This window comes from Flavobacterium rhamnosi, from assembly GCF_048286515.1.
GTDB lineage: Bacteria > Bacteroidota > Bacteroidia > Flavobacteriales > Flavobacteriaceae > Flavobacterium.
The window spans coordinates 1-18,894 of record NZ_JBLVPS010000033.1 but is presented as its reverse complement, the minus strand read 5'-3'; the positions used below and the strand labels follow the sequence as shown (position 1 = coordinate 18,894).

The following is an 18,894-nucleotide window of genomic DNA, read 5'->3' as shown; positions in this document are numbered from 1 at the left end:
TACACTAATGATATAAAGACAATACGCGTATAAAGTTCATTTTCTATGTTACTAACCAAGTTATAACACCAAAATTCCTTCGTTATGAACACCTTTAAAGACTCTATAAGTAATCGACCAGAACAGATTAACAGGTTGCCAATTGTACTTGCAGTGGTGTTGCTTGCCGGGTTATTTTTGCTTTTATATCAATTTAAAGAAGAACAACGATTTGCTGTCGCAAAAGATGATATTATAAACTTTTCAAAAAATTATCGCTATACGAAGTTTCCTTTTAATGAAAAAAATATTGAAGTTGTAATTGCCGAAAGAATAGCTTTTATAGGTTCTGGCTGGCTGCTTTTACTAATGCCTGCAGTATTTTTTTTCAGTATCGTTTTTCCAAGAAAATTTTTAAAAAAACATTTTAAAAAAGAAAAAAAATGGAGCATTTAGAGCAAACGAAACCGATATCCAGACGAACCAAAAAAGCAGTGCTTGATGCAGTCGTTTGTAGTGCTGAAATCATGGCATTTGCCTATTTAATCACCTACCCTTTTCCATTAAAAGCAGTAGCTTTCATCCCCTTGGCAATGATAGCTTTCATCATCAGCCGTGACATCGATTCACCCTTGATAACCTTCAAGTCGCTATTCAGTGGTATTTTCTCTCTCAAAACAATTGTATATATTGTTATTGGTCTTGAATTAGGTATTGGAGCAGCAATTTATTACAGGGGTAGCCTGGGAATGCCCATACTTCCTGCGGTAATCAGACCTTTCGTATTTGCGGCGATAAGCGTTGCTATTATCGAAGAATTCTTTTTTCGGGGGTTCATACAAGGTCAGATTAGCAAGATAAATACGGATTTTGCCGTGGTATTTGCTGCCCTTGCGCATTCATCTTACAAAGTTTGCTTATTTCTTTCCCCGGCAGCAAGACCGCAAGAACACATTGTTGAATTTTTCATATGGTCTTTTGCTGCTTATATCGTTCTTGGATTTTTAAAGCATTATTCAAAAAGCATGATACCTGTTATTACAATGCATGTTATTTTTGACTTGGTAGTTTATGCTGAAATTCTTCAAGCGCCATGGTGGGTGTGGTAATTGATAGGTCCCTAAATGGTATTAATAAATAGTTATCCAACAGTTGATACTCTTGATAGAATTATTTTTTATTCATAATAAATTAAAGCCTATGTGTTTTTCAGCTAGTACGAGTTTTGGAACGGGTATTGTTCTTGCAGCAATAAGTGTTGCGGCAATAAAAAATATACAAAAGCCTTCCCAAATTTATTTTGCCTGTATTCCAATTATTTTTTGTGTTCAACAATTTTCTGAGGGTTTTTTATGGCTATCACTGACAAAGTCAGGTTTCGCTCCCCTGCAACAAATTTCAACCTATATCTATTTGTTTTTTGCCCAGGTGGTGTGGCCATCCTGGATTCCTTTAGCATCGCTGAAACTTGAAAAAGAAAAGGAAGAGAAAAATTTTCAGCTGGCGCTTCTCATAATAGGCTTGGCAGTGTCCTTATTTCTGGGGTATTGTCTAGTTACATATACCGTTGAAGCAAAAATTATTGGATCCCATATTTCATACCTCCAAAACTATCCAGTAGTGTTTGGGGGCTATGGCGATATACTTTACATCATTGCAACTGTTGCCCCTCCATTATTTTCAAATATCAAAAAAATGTGGATTTTAAGCATCACCATCATCATTTCCTATATTATAACAAAAATCTCTTACGTAGATTATGTGGTTTCGGTTTGGTGTTTCTTTTCATCAATAATTAGTATTTCCGTACTCGTAATTATGGATGAAATCAAAAACCCCAGTAAGAAACATTCCAAATACCATTATAGAAGTAATCACAGTAAAAGCAACAGTATTTAAACTCTTATCCCTTATAGTTTTCTATAATTTATTTTTTAAATTTTCTTTTACCTTGTCGAACCATTCATTTCTAAGAATACTTAAAACAATACTGTCTCTCCGAACATCACTCCCAAAAGTAGGCATGTGGCTTCGTAAGACTCCTTCTACGGTACAACCAATACTTTTCATGGCAGCTATACTTCTCTGGTTGTTATTATCTGCACGGAATTCCACGCGCTCCATTCCAAGGCTTTCGAAAGCAAATTGCAACAGCAAAAATTTACAGTGCTTGTTGAGTCCCATTCCCCTGAAATCTTTCCCGTACCAGGTGTAGCCTAGTTGCAAGGTTTTGAATGCCAGATTAATATCATAAAAACGCGTGCTTCCTGCATATTTCCCTGATTTTTTGTCAAAAACTATGAAAGGGAATTCAATTTTGTTTTCTCTGGCATTTAAGGCTATTTTGATATAGTTTTCTAAATTTTCTCTGCCGTTAGCACGTACTAACGAGTATTCCCAAGTTTCAGGTTCGTTAAGGGAAATTTCCAGTAAATTTTCGATATCGGCTTGCTGTAAAGGACGCAATAAAATTGATTCGTCTTCGAGGATTGTATTTTGAGAGAAATCTAAGTCCATCTTTATATTTATTTACCACAAAGAAAATAAAAAATTCTCAAAGTGAACTTCCTTTAAATCCCTAAATTATGATGCTCTTAACTCCGATAAAAATGAAAATCCCACAGTCAAAAATATGTCTTTCGAACTGTGGGACTGTAATGTATACTGGATTAGCTTTTAAAAAACACTACTCACTCATTTCATCGTAGCGTTCTGGAACTTGTGGATCGTACAACGGACAATTGAATTCAGCTAATGCATCTACCAATTGATTCATGATCTTTCCTTCGGTTCCGTAGCAATCGATTTGAATGCTTTGAGGAGTGGTTTTTATTTGAAAAGCTCCTTTTCCATTGTTATTTTTCCAACTATTGTCATCTACTTTTTCCCATTGAGAGAACAGCGTATTAATCCTATTGAGAATGACAGTCACAGGAAGTTCTTCAAGACCTGCTACTTCTTGTCCCTCAATAATCGCTTCCTAAACCAAGTGATGGTTTAGATAAATGCCGTCCTGATATCTCCAAAAAAGTAATTCGTACATGGCTTGTTCCTTTTACTTTTTAATATTTGAAAGTTCCGTATTCACTGATAATAGTCAGTTTTTTTGCGTCAGCTGCCTCTACTCTACCAACGATTTGTGCATCAACATTGAATGATTTTGAGATCGCGATAATAGCTTCAGCAATAGCTTCGGGAACGTAAATTTCCATACGGTGTCCACAATTGAATACCTGGTACATTTCCTTCCAATCCGTTTTGGATTGCTCTTGTATCAACTGAAATAATGGAGGAACCGGAAACAAATTGTCTTTTATAATATGTAGATTTTCTACAAAATGTAAAATCTTCGTTTGCGCTCCACCGCTGCAATGCACCATTCCGTGAATTTCATTAGAAGTATACTGATCTAAAATTTTCTTAATAATAGGTGCGTACGTTCTGGTAGGCGAAAGCACTAATTGTCCCGCGTCGATCGGTGAATGCTCTACAGTATCAGTAAGATTCACTTGCCCGGAATAAATTAATTCTTCAGGAACTGCAGCATCAAAACTCTCTGGATATTTTGTTGCCAAATACTTTCCAAAAACATCATGACGTGCTGATGTTAATCCGTTACTGCCCATTCCGCCATTATAACTTTTTTCGTAAGTAGCCTGGCCAAAAGAAGCCAATCCAACAATTACGTCGCCCGCTTTAATATTAGCATTATCAATTACTTTAGAACGCTTCATGCGCGCTGTTACCGTTGAATCTACAATAATAGTCCTAACAATATCACCTACATCAGCTGTTTCTCCGCCCGTTGAATGGATGGTCACGCCAAAAGAATCGAGTTCTTTAATCAGTTCTTCGGTTCCGTTGATGATAGCTGAAATTACTTCACCAGGAATCAAGTTTTTATTTCTTCCAATAGTTGAAGAAAGTAAAATATTATCCGTTGCCCCTACACACAATAAATCATCGATATTCATAATCAATGCATCTTGGGCAATGCCTTTCCAAACAGAAATATTTCCTGTTTCTTTCCAATACATATAGGCAAGAGACGATTTCGTTCCTGCTCCATCAGCATGCATAATCAGACAATATTCTTCGTCTTGGGTTAAATAGTCAGGGACAATTTTACAAAATGCTTGTGGAAATAATCCTTTGTCGATGTTTTTTATGGCATTATGCACATCTTCTTTAGATGCTGAAACACCGCGAAGTGCATATCTTTTTGAAGTATCTGAACTCATGTAGTTTAGTTGTGTAACCTGCTTTTGAGCAGATATGTTTTGCGGCAAAGATAATTATTTTTTTTGGGTTTTGCCTATCGGGTTTTCAAGTGTTTCGTTAATTCCCTAGTCTGTAAATCGAATGTGGATTTATTTCCTTAAATTTACACTAACGTTTTGTTTATTAATTTTTTACATTAAAACAATAATGTAGAACAAATAAATAAACACTATTTAATTTAGTGAATTGTATGCTAAATTGATATTGATTTAAATTGAAATTTAGTATTAAACTGAGAAAGTGGAAACCAGTGACCACTATAAAAAACGGGGCCATACCGAAAAGCCACAGGAGTAGGAAACTAAAAACCATAACATCATGCCTAAATTTGTAATTGAACGAGAGATTCCCGGCGCAGGTAAACTGAATGCCGAACAATTGAAAGCGATTTCACAAACTTCCTGCGGAGTATTGGGTAAAATGGGTACCCAAATACAATGGGTTAACAGCCAGGTAACCGCTGACAAAATCTACTGTACTTACATTGCTCCTAGCGAGGAAATGATTCGTGAACACGCAAAACTAGGTGGATTTCCTGCGAATTCTATCAGTAGAGTATCAGCAACCATTGACCCGACAACAGCAGAAGAAACTGTATAGTCAACAAATAATTAAACTCAATTCGCGAGAAAACGCTCTAGATTAGAACATAAAAAAATGCCTATCCAAAACAGATAGGCATTTTTAATAAAATAGGGAACGTGTTACTATTTTGTAAACAATAATTCTCTGTATTTCGTTAATGTCCAAAGTTCATTATCAACTAGTAATTCCAGTTTATCACAGTGATTTCTAATGATTTCAAAATAAGGTTTTACCTTATTACAATAAGCTTCTGCCATTTCTTGCGCATCTGTCAAATTGTTAGCTACTTTTCTTTCGTTGGTCATCTCTTCTACTTTAGAATTAATCCCTTCGATGTGTCCAGAAATCTCTTTAATCAAGATAATCTGCTCTTTAGCAATTGTTTCAAAATCAGACCCAAAAATATCTTTCAAACCTTTAACATTAGTAATCAAAGTATTTTGGTAACGAATTGCAGTAGGAACAACATGATTTTTAGAAATATCACCTAAAACTCTACCTTCAATTTGAATTTTCTTAGTATACTCTTCTAATTCAATTTCATAACGCGCTTCGACCTCGATATGATTCATGATATTCAGCTCAGAAAACAAATCCAAAGATTGTTTAGAAACTCTCGCTTTTAATGCTTCAGGAGTTGTTTTGTAATTACTTAAACCTCTCTTCGCCGCTTCGACTTCCCATTCTTCACTATATCCATCTCCTTCAAAAAGAATTTTTTTAGATTGCTTGATATATTCTCTCAAAACATTGAAAATTGCATCGTCTTTTTTCATGTCTTTAGACTCAATCAAAGCATCAACTTCAACTTTGAAGTCTCGCAATTGTTTAGCAACAATAGCATTCAAAGTAGTCATTGCATTAGAACAGTTTGCCATAGAACCTACAGCTCTAAACTCAAATTTATTTCCTGTAAAGGCAAATGGCGATGTTCTGTTTCTGTCGGTGTTATCCAAAAGAACATCCGGTATTTTACCTACAACGTTTAATTTTAAATCTGTTTTCTCCTCTGGAGATAATTTTCCAGTAGTTACACCTTCTAATTCCGCTAAAACTTTTGTTAATTGCTCTCCAATAAATACAGAGATAATTGCGGGTGGCGCTTCATTTGCACCTAATCTGTGATCATTACTTGCAGAGGCAATAGCGGCTCTCAATAATGATTCATTATCATTTACCGCTTTGATCGTATTGATAAAGAAAGTCAAAAACTGTAAATTACTCATTGGAGTTTTACTTGGACTTAACAAGTTTACCCCAGTATCTGTAGCCAATGACCAGTTATTATGTTTCCCTGAACCATTAACTCCTTTAAAAGGCTTTTCATGGAATAAAACTTTCAAATCATGACGTTCAGCCACTTTTTCCATCACATCCATTAATAAACAGTTATGATCAACTGCTAAATTTGTCTCCTCGAATATAGGTGCCAACTCAAATTGATTTGGAGCTACTTCATTGTGACGTGTTTTTACAGGTATTCCTAACAACATGCACTCCTGCTCTAAATCTCTCATATACGTTAAAGCACGTGTTGGTATAGAACCAAAATAGTGATCGTCTAATTGTTGTCCTTTAGCAGAAGTATGCCCAAGCAAAGTTCTTCCTGTCATCATCAGATCAGGACGTGAATTTGCTAATGCTCTGTCAACTAAAAAATATTCTTGCTCCCATCCTAAAGTTGCAGTAACTTTTTTTACATTTTTATCGAAATATTTGCATACTTCAGTAGCCGCATCGTCCATCACCGTTAAAGCTCTCAGCAAAGGTGTTTTATAATCTAAAGCTTCTCCTGTATAGGAAATGAAAACGGTAGGAATACATAAAGTAGTTCCAAAAATAAATGCTGGAGAAGTAGGATCCCAAGCTGTATATCCTCTTGCTTCAAATGTGTTTCTAATTCCACCATTTGGGAAACTAGACGCGTCTGGCTCTTGTTGTACTAACTGTGCACCACCAAATTTTTCTACTGGATCACTACCATCGTATGATGTCTCAAAAAAAGCATCGTGTTTTTCCGCAGTTGTCCCTGTAAGGGGTTGAAACCAGTGCGTATAATGAGTAACTCCTTTTGATAAGGCCCACTCTTTCATTCCCATTGCGATATAATCCGCTAATTTTCTGTCTATTTTAGTTCCATGCTGAACAGCACCTTGCACTCCTTTAAAGGCATCTGAAGTCAAATATTGCTTCATTGCTTTTTCATTAAATACATTTGAACCAAAAATCGTTGATTTTCTATCAGTTTCTTCAAATTGAACTGGCTTTCTGGTTGAAGCTTCTCTCAAAGCTTGAAAACGTAATGTTGACATGTTGCGATTTTTAAATTATTATTAATCGATTTGATAAAAAAACAAATATAATCAATATAAAATAAAAAACCATCTGTATTACAATTGTGAAATTAATTTTTATACCCATAAAAAATTGTCATTTTAAAATTTTACCCCCTACTAAAATACACTTATGCGAAAAATAACATCCTTCATAACAAAAAATACCCCCTGATTTCGACTCATAAAAAATTTAATTTATATTTGCAAACAAATAAGAATAAACGAATAAAATTTATAATATTATGGCTAAAGTTAAATTAGAATACATTTGGTTAGACGGATACGAACCAACTCAAAATCTTAGAAGTAAAACCAAAGTTGAAGAACACGAAAACTTTAAAGGAACATTAGAAGAAATAGGAAACTGGTCTTTTGATGGTTCATCTACAAAACAAGCAGAAGGTGGTTCATCTGATTGCTTATTAGTACCTGTTGCTATCTATCCGGATCCTACACGTATAAATGGATACTTGGTTATGACAGAAGTTATGAATGCTGATGGTACTGCACATCCTTCTAACGGAAGAGCGACTATTGATGATGATGGTGATTTCTGGTTTGGTTTCGAACAAGAGTACTTTATTATGGATACTAAAACTTTATTACCTTTAGGATTTCCAATAGGCGGTTACCCTGCACCACAAGGTATGTACTACTGCTCTGTAGGTGGGAAAAACACTCACGGAAGAAGTTTAGTAGAAGAGCACGCTGATTTATGTATCGCTGCAGGAATTAACTTCGAAGGTATCAATCAAGAAGTTGCTTGTGGTCAATGGGAATTCCAATTATTCGCACAAGGAGCTAAAAAAGCAGGTGACGAAATATGGATCGCCAGATATTTACTAGATCGTTTAACTGAAAAATACGGTTATTATATTGATTACCACCCAAAACCATTAGGTGATACTGATTGGAATGGATCCGGAATGCATGCTAACTTCTCTAATGAAGTATTAAGAACATGTGGTTCACAAGAAGTTTACGAAAAAATATGTGAGGCATTTAGACCTGTAACTGCAGAACACATTGCTGTTTACGGAGCATATAATGACCAACGTTTAACAGGTAAACACGAAACTGCTTCTATTCATGATTTCTCTTATGGAGTTTCTGATAGAGGAGCGTCAATCAGAATCCCGTTAATTACTGTTCAAAAAGGATGGAAAGGATGGTTGGAAGACAGAAGACCAGCATCTAATGGTGATCCATACAAAATTGCTGCTAGAATTGTAAAAACTGTAAAATCTGTATTAATTGAAGAATTAGTATAAGAATCTATATAAACCAGATCTGTTTATAATTTAAAAGTGCCTTCATTGCGAAGGCACTTTTTTTTAGATTCAAACGTAACTTTATTTTAAAATAAGTTTCAAACTTAAAAAATCAAAAAGTATCTTTGCCCAACCTATAATTAACAACTTAGTTTATGATTGTCTGGATTTCATTTTTAGCTGCCGTCTTCTTATTTCTTGCACTCGATTTAGGAGTTTTCAATAAAACACCGCATATTATTAGTTCTAAAGAAGCTGGTAAATGGACTGCCGTTTGGGTCACACTCTCTTTTTTATTTTCTGGAGTTATATTCTGGCTGTATGCTAATAACTATATTTCAAATCCTGACGGATTGAAACCAATTGATGCATCAATAAAATTCATTACAGGTTATTTAATAGAATTATCACTAAGCGTTGACAATATATTTGTTATTGCTATTATTTTTTCTGCTTTCAGAATTCCGCAAAAATACCAACATCGAGTTTTGTTTTGGGGAATCCTTGGTGCGATTGTTTTTAGAGGACTAATGATTTATTTTGGTGTTTTGCTTATTAATAAATTTGCGTGGACTACTTATGTTTTTGGTGCATTTCTGATCTATACAGCAATGAAAATGCTGTTCACCAATGAAGATGAAAAATTTGAACCTAAAAAATCATTCGTTTACAAAAGTCTTAAAAAGATCATGCCTATCTCAAATCATATCGACGAAGAGCATTTCTTTGTAAAAAGAAGACACATAACCGCTGCAACACCACTTTTCGTTGCATTAGTTGTTATTGAAGTAATGGATGTTGTATTTGCCATTGACAGTGTTCCTGCAATTTTAGCAATAACAAGTGATCCTTTTTTAGTTTTTAGCTCAAATATCTTTGCCATTTTAGGCTTGCGATCCATGTATTTCTTCTTGGCTCATATGCTAGAAAAATTTGCTTATTTAGAATACAGCCTTATTGCGATTTTGACTTTTGTTGGGCTTAAAATGCTACTTCATGATTTTATAGAAATGCCAGAATGGGTATCGCTGGCTTTTATCGCAATTTCGCTTTTGACTGGAATTATCGTGTCTTTAAAAATGAGTAAAGAAGAAGGAGCTGTAGAAGAATAATATTCCAATTCGATCCTAAAAAAAACAAGCATAAAAAAAGGAAATCTTTCGATTTCCTTTTTTTATTTATTTCATTTCAATTTTTTTAATTTGGCTTTCATTTATTTTTAAAGCAGATATAACGGATTCATAACTATTCTTGTTGATTGAAGTTGCAAAACCTGCCGGCACTATCACAATTCTAAGCACCTGATTCAATCTGAAGTCAGCAGTAACATCTTGTAAATCATTACCAACCATAAAGACACTTACATCGGTAGTAGTATAATCATAATCATAACTGAAATCTAATGTTCCATCGCTAAAATAATGGGTTTCAGGCAATAATTTCCATACATCACCCTGAGCAGTGGAACCAGATAATCGGTATACCAAGACCACATCAGAAGTGAAAATAGGAGGATTAAGCGGCACTATTCTACTATAATTGTTAGTTGAATTAAATGAGGCACTAACTTCAAATACTTCGCTGATAGTATCATTGTCTACATAAGGATTGTCGTCATTTACAGTGCAACTTTGTAAAGTAAATAATCCTGCGATGGCTAAAAGTGTAATTATCTTTTTCATGATTTTAATTTTTTTAATGGTTAATTTTATTTACACATTCATGAATTGTGCCAAACTTTATTTTTTACAAAAATTGTAAATCTGAAAATAAAAAAACAGCTAAAACTTTACATGATATTACTGGACGGTAAGCCAATAGGAAGGATTACCGAACAGCATGATATTTTTTTGGAATTGGAAATTCCTTAAAAAACTTAATTTCGCAGATGAAAACTTTTTGGACTGAAGCCAAAGGACAACTTCATATTGATGCATGGCGAGAAGTTACTGTAGTCGATAATTATTCGATAGAAATTATTGCTATAGAGACAGCTGCAAATACTGCTTCAGAAAAATTATTTTTCATCAATTTGGGTGGTTATAAAGAAAATGAGTTTGAAGAATACCACCATAAAATACTTACTGTTGTCAAAAGTTTAGGATTGGCTTCCAAAAATGCAAAAGCTACCACTTTTTTCAAACATTGCGGTTTCAAGGAAGCTATTTCACACATTGATGACAAATACGGAATCGATCTGGATGATATTTACAATATATCGGACGTACTCCACAAGCAATTTAAAGAACAGTATTCCCTGAAAATCAGAAAATCCAAAAGTAATTTAAAAGAAGACGACTTGCATATTGGCTATTTAAAATTAACTAAAATAGTGTACTTATACAATCAATTAAAGTAAGGAACAGAAAAAAAAGCATCCGACAAACGGATGCTTTTTAGTTAAAATTAATTTTAAAAATTATCTGGAAGACATTACTTTTTTCACACTACTTCCACGATTAGTAGTCACTTTCACAATATACACTTGCTCTTTTCCTCTATTCAATTTAAGATCTAGCGCAATTTCTTTATTCAAATAACTTTTGGTATCCATTTTAGAAAGTATTGAAATACCCTGAGCGTTAAACACCTCTATTTTCACGTCAGATACATAATCAAAATTGTACTTGATAGTAAGCAAGTCTTTGAACGGAACTGGATATGCATCAAAACCTGCTGTTTCGATTTTTGTTTCGATTGGAGCAATTGTATCTGTTTTTTCGACGCTTGGACTGATTACTTTAGCAGTTGCTGGGCAACTGCTAGGAGAAGAACCACAGCCATTGTTTAAAACAGAAACCTTATAACCCGATCCTGCTGGAATATTACTAAATATAATATTGTTCCCATTTAAAGCAGTATAAGGTGACGCAGGAGAAATTCCTGTAATCGCATTTCCATTTTTATCCAGAACTGTATAACTAGCACCACTAATTACGCTGGAAATAGTAATACTAAAAGTAGTCTCATTACATGCAGGCGCATTGTATGTTACGATTGGCGCGGGAGGATTTGCCACTTCACTTACAGCTGTATTTGCTGTTTGAGAAGTACAATTAGTTGGAGCGCCACCTGTAGCCAATACATAGTAGCTTACTCCTGCCGGAAGTGCTGTCCAGGTAAGTTGGGAACCTGTTGTTCCGGACTGCGCCGTTTGCACACTGCTGTTATCACTTGCTTTCTTTAACTGGTAGCTGACACCTGTTTGTGAATTGCTCAATGTGATAACTCCGGTATTGGGAGTTGAGGCACAAATAGAATTACCACTTAAAGTATAAACCACCGGATTTGCTACCTCAGTTACAGCTGCATTTGCTGTTTGGGAAGTACAATTAGTTGGAGCAGCACCTGTAGCTAATACATAGTAACTTACTCCTGCAGGAAGTGCTGTCCAGGTAAGTTGAGAACCTGTTGTTCCACCCTGTGCCGTTTGCACACTACTGTTATCACTTACTTTCTTTAACTGGTAGCTTACGCCTGTTTGTGAATTGCTCAATGTAATAATTCCGGTATTGGGAGCTGAGGCACAAATGGAATTACCACTTAAAGTATAAACAACAGGATTTGCTACCTCAGTTACAGCTGCATTTGCTGTCTGGGAAGTACAATTAGTTGGAGCAGCACCTGTAGCCAATACATAGTAGGGTACCCCTGCAGGAAGTGCTGTCCAGGTAAGTTGAGAACCTGTTGTTCCTGACTGTGCCGCTTGCACACTGCTGTTATCACTTGCTTTCTTTAACTGGTAACTTACGCCCGTTTGTGAATTGCTCAATGTGATAACTCCGGTATTGGGTGCTGAGGCACAAATGGAATTGCCACTTAAAGTATAAACAACAGGATTTGCGACCTCAGTAACGGATGCATTTGTTGTTTGAGAGGTACAATTAGTTGGAGCAGCGCCTGTAGCAAAGACATAATAGGGTACTCCTGCCGGTAGTGCTGTCCAGGTAAGTTGGGAACCTGTTGTTCCGGACTGTGCCGTTTGCACACTGCTGTTATCACTTGCTTTCTTTAACTGATAACTGACACCTGTTTGTGAATTGCTCAATGTGATAACTCCGGTATTGGCAGCTGAGGCACAAATGGAATTACCACTTAAGGTATAAACCACAGGATTTGCTACCTCAGTTACAGCTGCATTTGCTGTTTGGGAAGTACAATTAGTTGGAGCAGCACCTGTAGCTAATACATAGTAGGGTACTCCTGCCGGAAGTGCTGTCCAGGTAAGTTGAGAACCTGTTGTTCCAGCCTGTGCCGTTTGCACAATGCTGTTATCACTTGCTTTCTTTAACTGGTAACTGACACCTGTTTGTGAATTGCTCAATGTAATAATTCCGGTATTTGGAGCTGAGGCACAAATAGAATTACCACTTAAGGTATAAACAACAGGATTTGCTATTTCAGTTACAGCTGCATTTGCTGTTTGTGAAGTACAATTAGTTGGAGCAGCGCCTGTAGCCAAGACATAGTAGGGTACACCTGCCGGAAGTGCTGTCCATGTAAGTGGAGAACCTGTTGTTCCAGACTGTGCCGTTTGCACAGGGGTGTTATCACTTGCTTTCTTTAACTGGTAGCTTACGCCCGTTTGTGAATTGCTCAATGTGATAACTCCTGTATTGGCAGCTGAGGCACAAATGGAATTGCCACTTAAAGTATAAACAACAGGATTTGCTACTTCAGTTACTGATGCATTTGCTGTTTGGGAAGTACAATTTGTTGGAGCCACGCCTGTAGCCACAACATAATAGTTTACTCCTGCCGGAAGTGCTGTCCATGTAAGTGAAGAACCTGTTGTTCCGTCCTGTGAAGGTAGCACAGAGGTGTTATCACTTGCTTTCTTTAACAGGTAGCTAACACCCGTTTGTGAATTGCTCAATGTGATAACTCCGGTATTGGGAGCTGAGACACAAATAGAATTACCACTTAAAGTATAAACAACAGGATTTGCATTCACAGTAATGTCTACTGTTGCTGTACAACTGCCATCAGCAGTAATATAAGTAATAGTGTTTGGTCCGGCAGCGGCATTGGAGGGTGTAAAATAATAGCTACCATTGGTAAAGCTTACTCCCGGTCCGCTAAAAACACCCCCAGACGGTGTTGCTGATAAAAGATATGGTGTAGTATCGCTTGCGCATTTTGGCGAAATAGGGGTTATTGTTGAGTTACCAAAACTAAAGTTCACAGGAATAGGAGTTATAAAGTCTTTGAGGGCAGCCGTTGAAGAAGCGGAAGCCTTTGTTTTAACCCATAAAGTTTGTATGTTAAGACCGCTACAAGCTAAACCAGATTGCTGCAATAGATAGCTGATGTTAATACCTGCTTCTACAAAAGCAAATTGTTGATATGTAGTACTGCCAAATGCAGAATAGGGCAGATTAGTTTCCGCACCCGCTCTGTTGGTTTCAGCAAATGCATTGGCCAATAACTGTGGCGTAGATGTTACTTGTTGGTAGGCCCAATTGTTACCACTCCCCTTCCATTGGTAGATAAACACATTAGGTTTTGTACCGCCATTGGTATATTCCATGGAAATAATTATATCATTAAGTGTTCTACCACCACCATTTGGTTTACTTGATACCGGGACACCAGTAAAAGTACCGTTGCCATTTTGGACAATAGTACCTTGCAATAATTCAAAATCAATATAACTGGTTCCATTAGTAGACAGACGATCCCCTGAGATAAAGATCCATTGGTTATTACTGCCGTCACGTGATACATGATACAACGCATTATTAATATCGTTTTTATCCGGTGCAGTATTCTCAAACCATCTTAAAGCGGACACAAAATCATTAAATTTACTACCATTAGTAAAAACGTTGTCGGTGCCATTATAGGCTTCGGCAGCTGCACGTCCACTTGTTTGAGTGGTAGCCGGTGCTATCACAGTACCTGAATTTTCAAAAACAGACAGACCAGTACCTCCAGGTCCGGGGTACCAATCACCCTGGTTAGCTGTGAATGGGCTAGGACTTGTTGGTGTATTGGCTCTTAAACCCCCATCAATAGCGAATCCCCCAGCTGGTGGGTTTACATTAGCAAACTGTCCATAAATTTGTGAAGAAAAAAACAAGAAACAAATTAATGAAAATGCCACCAAGTTCCTAAAAGAAAGTGTTAATCCTTTATCCCCTGATTTTGAAACATTATTATGGGAATACCGTTTTACAAGGGCCGCATTTTGTAATTTGGGACTAAAATTTAATAAATTAGACATTAAAAAACCTAATTTAGAAACCTTATCTTTCGTTAAAAAGCAAGATTTAATTTTGTTCGATAAAATTTCGAAAAACGTGAGGAGTGAATTTTTTTCCATGATAATGAAGTTTTAACACCATACTTGTTATATAGCTGGAAAATGCAGACTTGGGCTATAAAAATTGCATAAAAAAAATACCTTCAAAAATTTATTTTTGAAGAAATCCGTCATTAAAAGGATATTGTATTGTGGGGAGCAATAACTAGATTCTTTTATTACCAAATAAATTGTTTTAATAAAAACAACTTCAAATGCAATTAAAAAAGAGGTAAATAAACCCCGAAAATTTTACTTTCGAGGTTTACTAGTATTTTCTAATCCGGGTTATTCTTTTGTGGTGGATTAGACAATTATTAATTAGGTCTATCTGGATGATAGTACTTTTTTCACACTGCTTCCGCGATTAGTAGTTACTTTCACAACATACACTTGTTCTTTTCCTTTGTTCAAACGAAGGTCTAGCGTAATTTCCTTGTTTAGATAACTATTTGTATCGATTTTTGAAAGTATTGAAATACCTTGCGCATTGAATACTTCAATTTTTACATCGGATGCATAGTCAAAATTGTATTTGACAGTTAGCAAATCTTTGAAAGGAACTGGATACGCGTCAAAACCCGCAGTTTCAATTTTCGCAGCAATTGGAGCGATTATTTCTTTTGTTTTGGGAGCTGAACTAATGAGTTTAGCAGCTGCTGGGCAACTGTTAGCATCAGAACTACAGTCACCAACTGAAACAGAAACCTGATAACCCGATCCTGCAGGAATATTACTAAATACAATATTACTGCCATTTGGAGCCGCATAAGGTACCGATGGAGAAATTCCTGAAATCGCATTTCCATTTTTATCCAGTACTGTATAACTACCACCGCTGATTACACCAGAGACGGTAATACTAAACGTGTTTTGAGTACATGTAGGAGGAGTGTAACTTACAGCTGGCGTACCAGGATTGTCATTTACTGTAATTGTAGTGTTTGCTGTTGATATACAGCCATTAGCATCTGTAACGGTTACTGTAAATTTCTCACCATGAACAAATCCTGTCGCCGTTGGACTTTGATCAGTCGGATCGGTTATGGTAGCACTTCCGTCGCTAACCCATGACCATGATACCGCATCGCCACCAGTTTCATTTAATGTTATAGTAGTTGTATCAGAACATACCGGACCATTGTTACTTGCTGTCGCGGTTGGTAATGCATTCACTACAATCGTTTCCGTTGTTGTACAACTGCCATCAGCGGTAACATAAGTAATAGTTTTATTTCCGGCAACACCAGCATTAGAAGGTGTAAAATAATAGCTACCACTAACAAGACTTACTCCCGGTCCGCTAAAAACACCACCAGCTGGTGTTGCTGATAAAAGATAAGCTGTATTATCGCTTGCACATTTTGGTGAAATAGGATCAATGTCCGTGCTACCAAAAACTAAATCCACAGGAATAGGGGTTATAAAGTCTTTGAGGGCAGCCGTTGAAGAAGCGGAAGCCTTTGTTTTAACCCATAACGTTTTTATGTTAAGATTACTGCAACTTGTGCCTCCAAGTATATTAGTTAGATAAGTAACATTAACGGCTGCTTCTACAAAAGCAAATTGTTGATACGTGGTGCTGCCAAATGCAGAATAAGGCAAATTAGTTTCCGCACCCGCTCTGTTGGTTTCAGCAAATGCATTGGCCAATAGCGCCGCTGAAGATGGCACTTGTTGGTAGGACCAATTATTTCCACTCCCCTTCCATTGGTAGATAAATACATTAGGCTTTGAACCACCATTGGTATATTCCATAGAAATGATTACATCATTTTCTGTTCTACCGCCACCATTTGGTTTACTTAGTACCGGAGTACCTGTAAAAGTACCGTTGGCATTTTGGACAATACCACCTTGCAATAATTCAAAATCAATATAACTGGTTCCATTAGTAGACAAACGATCCCCTGAAATAAAGATCCATTGGTTATTAATACCGTCACGAGAGACATGATACAATGCATTATTAATATCGTTTTTATCCGGCGCAGAATTCACAAACCATCTTAAAGAGGACACAAAATCATTAAATTTACTACCATTAGTAAAAACGTTGTCATTGCCATTAAAGGACTCGGCAGCTGCACGTCCACTTGTTTGAGTAGTAGCCGGTGGTATCACATTACCTGAATTCTCAAAAACAGACAAACCAGTACCTCCAGCTCCGGGGTACCAATCACCCTGGTTACTTGTGAATGGGCTAGGACTCGTTGGCGTATTGGCTCTTAAACCTCCATCAATAGCGAATCCACCTAAGGGCGGGTTTACATTAGCAAACTGTCCATAAATTTGTGAAGAAAAAAACAAGAAGCATATTGACAAAAATGGCACGAAGTTTCTAAAAACGCTCTCTTTTGTTAAAAACGAACTAATCATTTTACGGGATAATACATCGAAAAAATTCGAAATAGTAATCTTTTTCATGATACTAAAGTTTTAACACCATAATTGTTAAAAAGCAGGAAACCAGTAGACTTGGGAATAAAAAATTTGTAGAAAAATAAAACACCTTCATAAACACTTTACGAAGTACTCCATCAAAATGGGGCTTAAAAAAACTTAAAAACCTTAATTTAAATTAATAAATAAGTAAGACGAAGAAAAACAAAAAGTTTTCCGATTTGATCGATAAAACCTGCTCTACTAAAACACACCTTCAAAAAACAAGTTTATGAAGAACGCAATCATCAAAAGGATATTTTATTGTGGGGAGCAATATAAGCAACTCTTTTTTACCCGTAAACTGTTTTAAAAAACAGCTTAGAATTTAATTATTTTTTTACTGTATTAAAGATAATCAATGAATCAAAACAGGGTTTCAAAAACAAAAATAAATCAGATAAACAACAAACTTATCCGATAAAAAACCCTTTGATTAAGAAAATTACTATGCGAAAAAAGGACCAAAAATTCGTTAATTTTAATTGTAAATAATTGATTTTCAGTATTTTAAAACATAATCTTACATTTAAATTTTATCTAAACGCAGCATAAATCAGAATAAAATAAACTGATCTAGAAAAGGAGTGAAAAAGCAGTGAAAAAGAAATAAAAAAACCTCGAAATTTTTACTTTCGAGGTTTAATTTTATACTCTAATCCGTTTCATTTTTCTGGACCAGATGATTATTAAAAATTATTTTGAGGACATAACTTTTTTCACGCTGCTTCCTCGATTAGTAGTTACTCTAACAACATAAACTTGTTCTTGACCTTTGTACGAATGAAGGTGCAAAGTAACTTCTTTGTTCAAATAACTATTGGTATCTGTTTTTGAAAGTACTGAAACTCCTTGTGCATTATACACATCGATCACCACATCAGATACATAATCAAAATCGTATCTAATAGTAAGCTTATCTTTAAAAGGAACCGGAAAAGCAGTAAAACCAACGCTAGTATTTAAACTATCTTCTTTATGGGTAGCGCTGGTTCCTCCCAAAGGACAACCTGTATTATTAAGATTATCCAATTGAGTTGCTAATTTTCCAGGTGCGGCTCCACCAGCTAAATAGGCTGCGTTAACAGCGTTTATTACTGATTGAGGATTATTAGAATAAGGTGCTGGAAAATCAACTTCATCACTACAAGCGTTCAATAGAGCGGCTACTCCTTGACGAGCTAAGTTAAAAATCCCTCCGCCTCCTAAATTTAGAGCCTGCAACAAAGTCAAATTAGCAAGATTAGCCGGTGCATTTACAAACACATCGCCAAACAACATTGAAGGAGTATAAGTAGAACACCATCTATCTGTATGGTTTTTCCAATATCCTAAAGTACATCCCTCACAGGCACTTACTGTGATACTTTGACTACAAGTAGCGGATGTATTGCCACAAGCGTCAGTAGCACTCCAAGTTTTTGTGTAAGTCACTGAACCATCAGGATTGTTTCTTGTTGTAATACCCAAATCATTCAAAGTTGGATTTGGATCACAACCGTCACTTATTGTTGGAATACCAAAAACAGGTTCAACACCACAATCAACTGTTTGATTAGCTGGACAAGTAAGAGTCGGTGCAGTAATATCCTGAACATTGATGGTTTGCGTAGCGGTGGAGAAGTTTCCACAATCATCTGTAGCAGTCCATGTTCTGGTTACACTGTAATTTCCGGCGCAGTTGCCTGGCGTAGTC

General features: G+C 36.1%; 14 protein-coding genes and 1 pseudogene. 7 read left to right on the top strand and 8 right to left on the bottom strand.

What is annotated here, in order from left to right:
- Positions 1 to 84 precede the first annotated feature (84 nt).
- The 3 genes from ACNQGN_RS17805 (at position 85) to ACNQGN_RS17795 (ending at position 1,878) form a co-directional block, all read left to right on the top strand.
- Positions 85 to 435: a hypothetical protein gene (locus tag ACNQGN_RS17805; RefSeq protein WP_417989173.1), complete on the top strand. Its 351-nt coding sequence runs from the start codon at positions 85 to 87 to the stop codon at positions 433 to 435.
- A complete protein-coding gene (locus tag ACNQGN_RS17800; RefSeq protein ID WP_417989172.1) occupies positions 423 to 1,088 on the top strand; it encodes a CPBP family intramembrane glutamic endopeptidase in 666 nt (221 codons plus the stop codon). The genes ACNQGN_RS17805 and ACNQGN_RS17800 overlap by 13 nt, the downstream gene beginning before the upstream one ends.
- 91 nt (positions 1,089 to 1,179) lie before the next feature.
- Positions 1,180 to 1,878 (top strand): DUF6629 family protein, encoded by a 699-nt coding sequence (locus ACNQGN_RS17795; protein ID WP_417989171.1) that lies wholly within the window; start codon positions 1,180 to 1,182, stop codon positions 1,876 to 1,878.
- A 21-nt stretch (positions 1,879 to 1,899) separates the two neighbouring features.
- Here ACNQGN_RS17795 and ACNQGN_RS17790 read toward each other — a convergent pair whose 3' ends face one another.
- The 3 genes and pseudogenes from ACNQGN_RS17790 to ACNQGN_RS17780 all read right to left on the bottom strand — a co-directional run bounded on the left by ACNQGN_RS17790 (position 1,900) and on the right by ACNQGN_RS17780 (position 4,220).
- Positions 1,900 to 2,496, bottom strand: coding sequence for a GNAT family N-acetyltransferase (locus tag ACNQGN_RS17790; protein ID WP_417989170.1), 597 nt, complete (start codon positions 2,494 to 2,496; stop codon positions 1,900 to 1,902).
- Between the two features lie 169 nt (positions 2,497 to 2,665).
- Positions 2,666 to 3,022 (bottom strand): annotated as a pseudogene (locus tag ACNQGN_RS17785) (hypothetical protein).
- Between the two features lie 19 nt (positions 3,023 to 3,041).
- Entirely contained in the window at positions 3,042 to 4,220 is a 1,179-nt protein-coding gene (locus ACNQGN_RS17780) for an AIR synthase related protein (protein ID WP_417989189.1), read from the bottom strand.
- Between the two features lie 358 nt (positions 4,221 to 4,578).
- On the opposite strand from ACNQGN_RS17780, the gene ACNQGN_RS17775 reads away from it, so the two are divergent.
- Entirely contained in the window at positions 4,579 to 4,860 is a 282-nt protein-coding gene (locus ACNQGN_RS17775) for a DUF4242 domain-containing protein (RefSeq protein ID WP_417989169.1), read from the top strand.
- A gap of 107 nt (positions 4,861 to 4,967) precedes the next feature.
- Here ACNQGN_RS17775 and ACNQGN_RS17770 read toward each other — a convergent pair whose 3' ends face one another.
- The gene (locus tag ACNQGN_RS17770; RefSeq protein WP_417989168.1) at positions 4,968 to 7,157 is read right to left on the bottom strand and encodes a glutamine synthetase III family protein; all 2,190 of its coding nucleotides are present in this window, start codon (positions 7,155 to 7,157) and stop codon (positions 4,968 to 4,970) included.
- Between the two features lie 266 nt (positions 7,158 to 7,423).
- On the opposite strand from ACNQGN_RS17770, the gene ACNQGN_RS17765 reads away from it, so the two are divergent.
- Entirely contained in the window at positions 7,424 to 8,452 is a 1,029-nt protein-coding gene (locus tag ACNQGN_RS17765; RefSeq protein WP_417989167.1) for a glutamine synthetase beta-grasp domain-containing protein, read from the top strand.
- 155 nt (positions 8,453 to 8,607) lie between these two features.
- Entirely contained in the window at positions 8,608 to 9,564 is a 957-nt protein-coding gene (locus ACNQGN_RS17760; protein WP_417989166.1) for a TerC family protein, read from the top strand.
- Positions 9,565 to 9,630: 66 nt separating this feature from the next.
- Here the strand turns inward: ACNQGN_RS17760 and ACNQGN_RS17755 are convergent, their stop codons facing one another.
- Positions 9,631 to 10,134 (bottom strand): hypothetical protein, encoded by a 504-nt coding sequence (locus ACNQGN_RS17755; RefSeq protein WP_417989165.1) that lies wholly within the window; start codon positions 10,132 to 10,134, stop codon positions 9,631 to 9,633.
- A gap of 206 nt (positions 10,135 to 10,340) precedes the next feature.
- On the opposite strand from ACNQGN_RS17755, the gene ACNQGN_RS17750 reads away from it, so the two are divergent.
- The gene (locus ACNQGN_RS17750; RefSeq protein WP_417989164.1) at positions 10,341 to 10,811 is read left to right on the top strand and encodes a DUF1543 domain-containing protein; all 471 of its coding nucleotides are present in this window, start codon (positions 10,341 to 10,343) and stop codon (positions 10,809 to 10,811) included.
- A 60-nt stretch (positions 10,812 to 10,871) separates the two neighbouring features.
- Here the strand turns inward: ACNQGN_RS17750 and ACNQGN_RS17745 are convergent, their stop codons facing one another.
- The 3 genes from ACNQGN_RS17745 to ACNQGN_RS17735 form a co-directional block, all read right to left on the bottom strand.
- On the bottom strand, positions 10,872 to 14,678 hold the full coding sequence (locus ACNQGN_RS17745) for a T9SS type A sorting domain-containing protein (protein WP_417989163.1): 3,807 nt from the start codon (positions 14,676 to 14,678) through the stop codon (positions 10,872 to 10,874).
- 405 nt (positions 14,679 to 15,083) lie between these two features.
- Entirely contained in the window at positions 15,084 to 17,183 is a 2,100-nt protein-coding gene (locus ACNQGN_RS17740; RefSeq protein WP_417989162.1) for a T9SS type A sorting domain-containing protein, read from the bottom strand.
- Positions 17,184 to 17,894: 711 nt separating this feature from the next.
- A partial coding sequence (locus ACNQGN_RS17735; RefSeq protein ID WP_417989161.1) for a T9SS type A sorting domain-containing protein occupies positions 17,895 to 18,894 on the bottom strand: 1,000 nt, incomplete at its 5' end.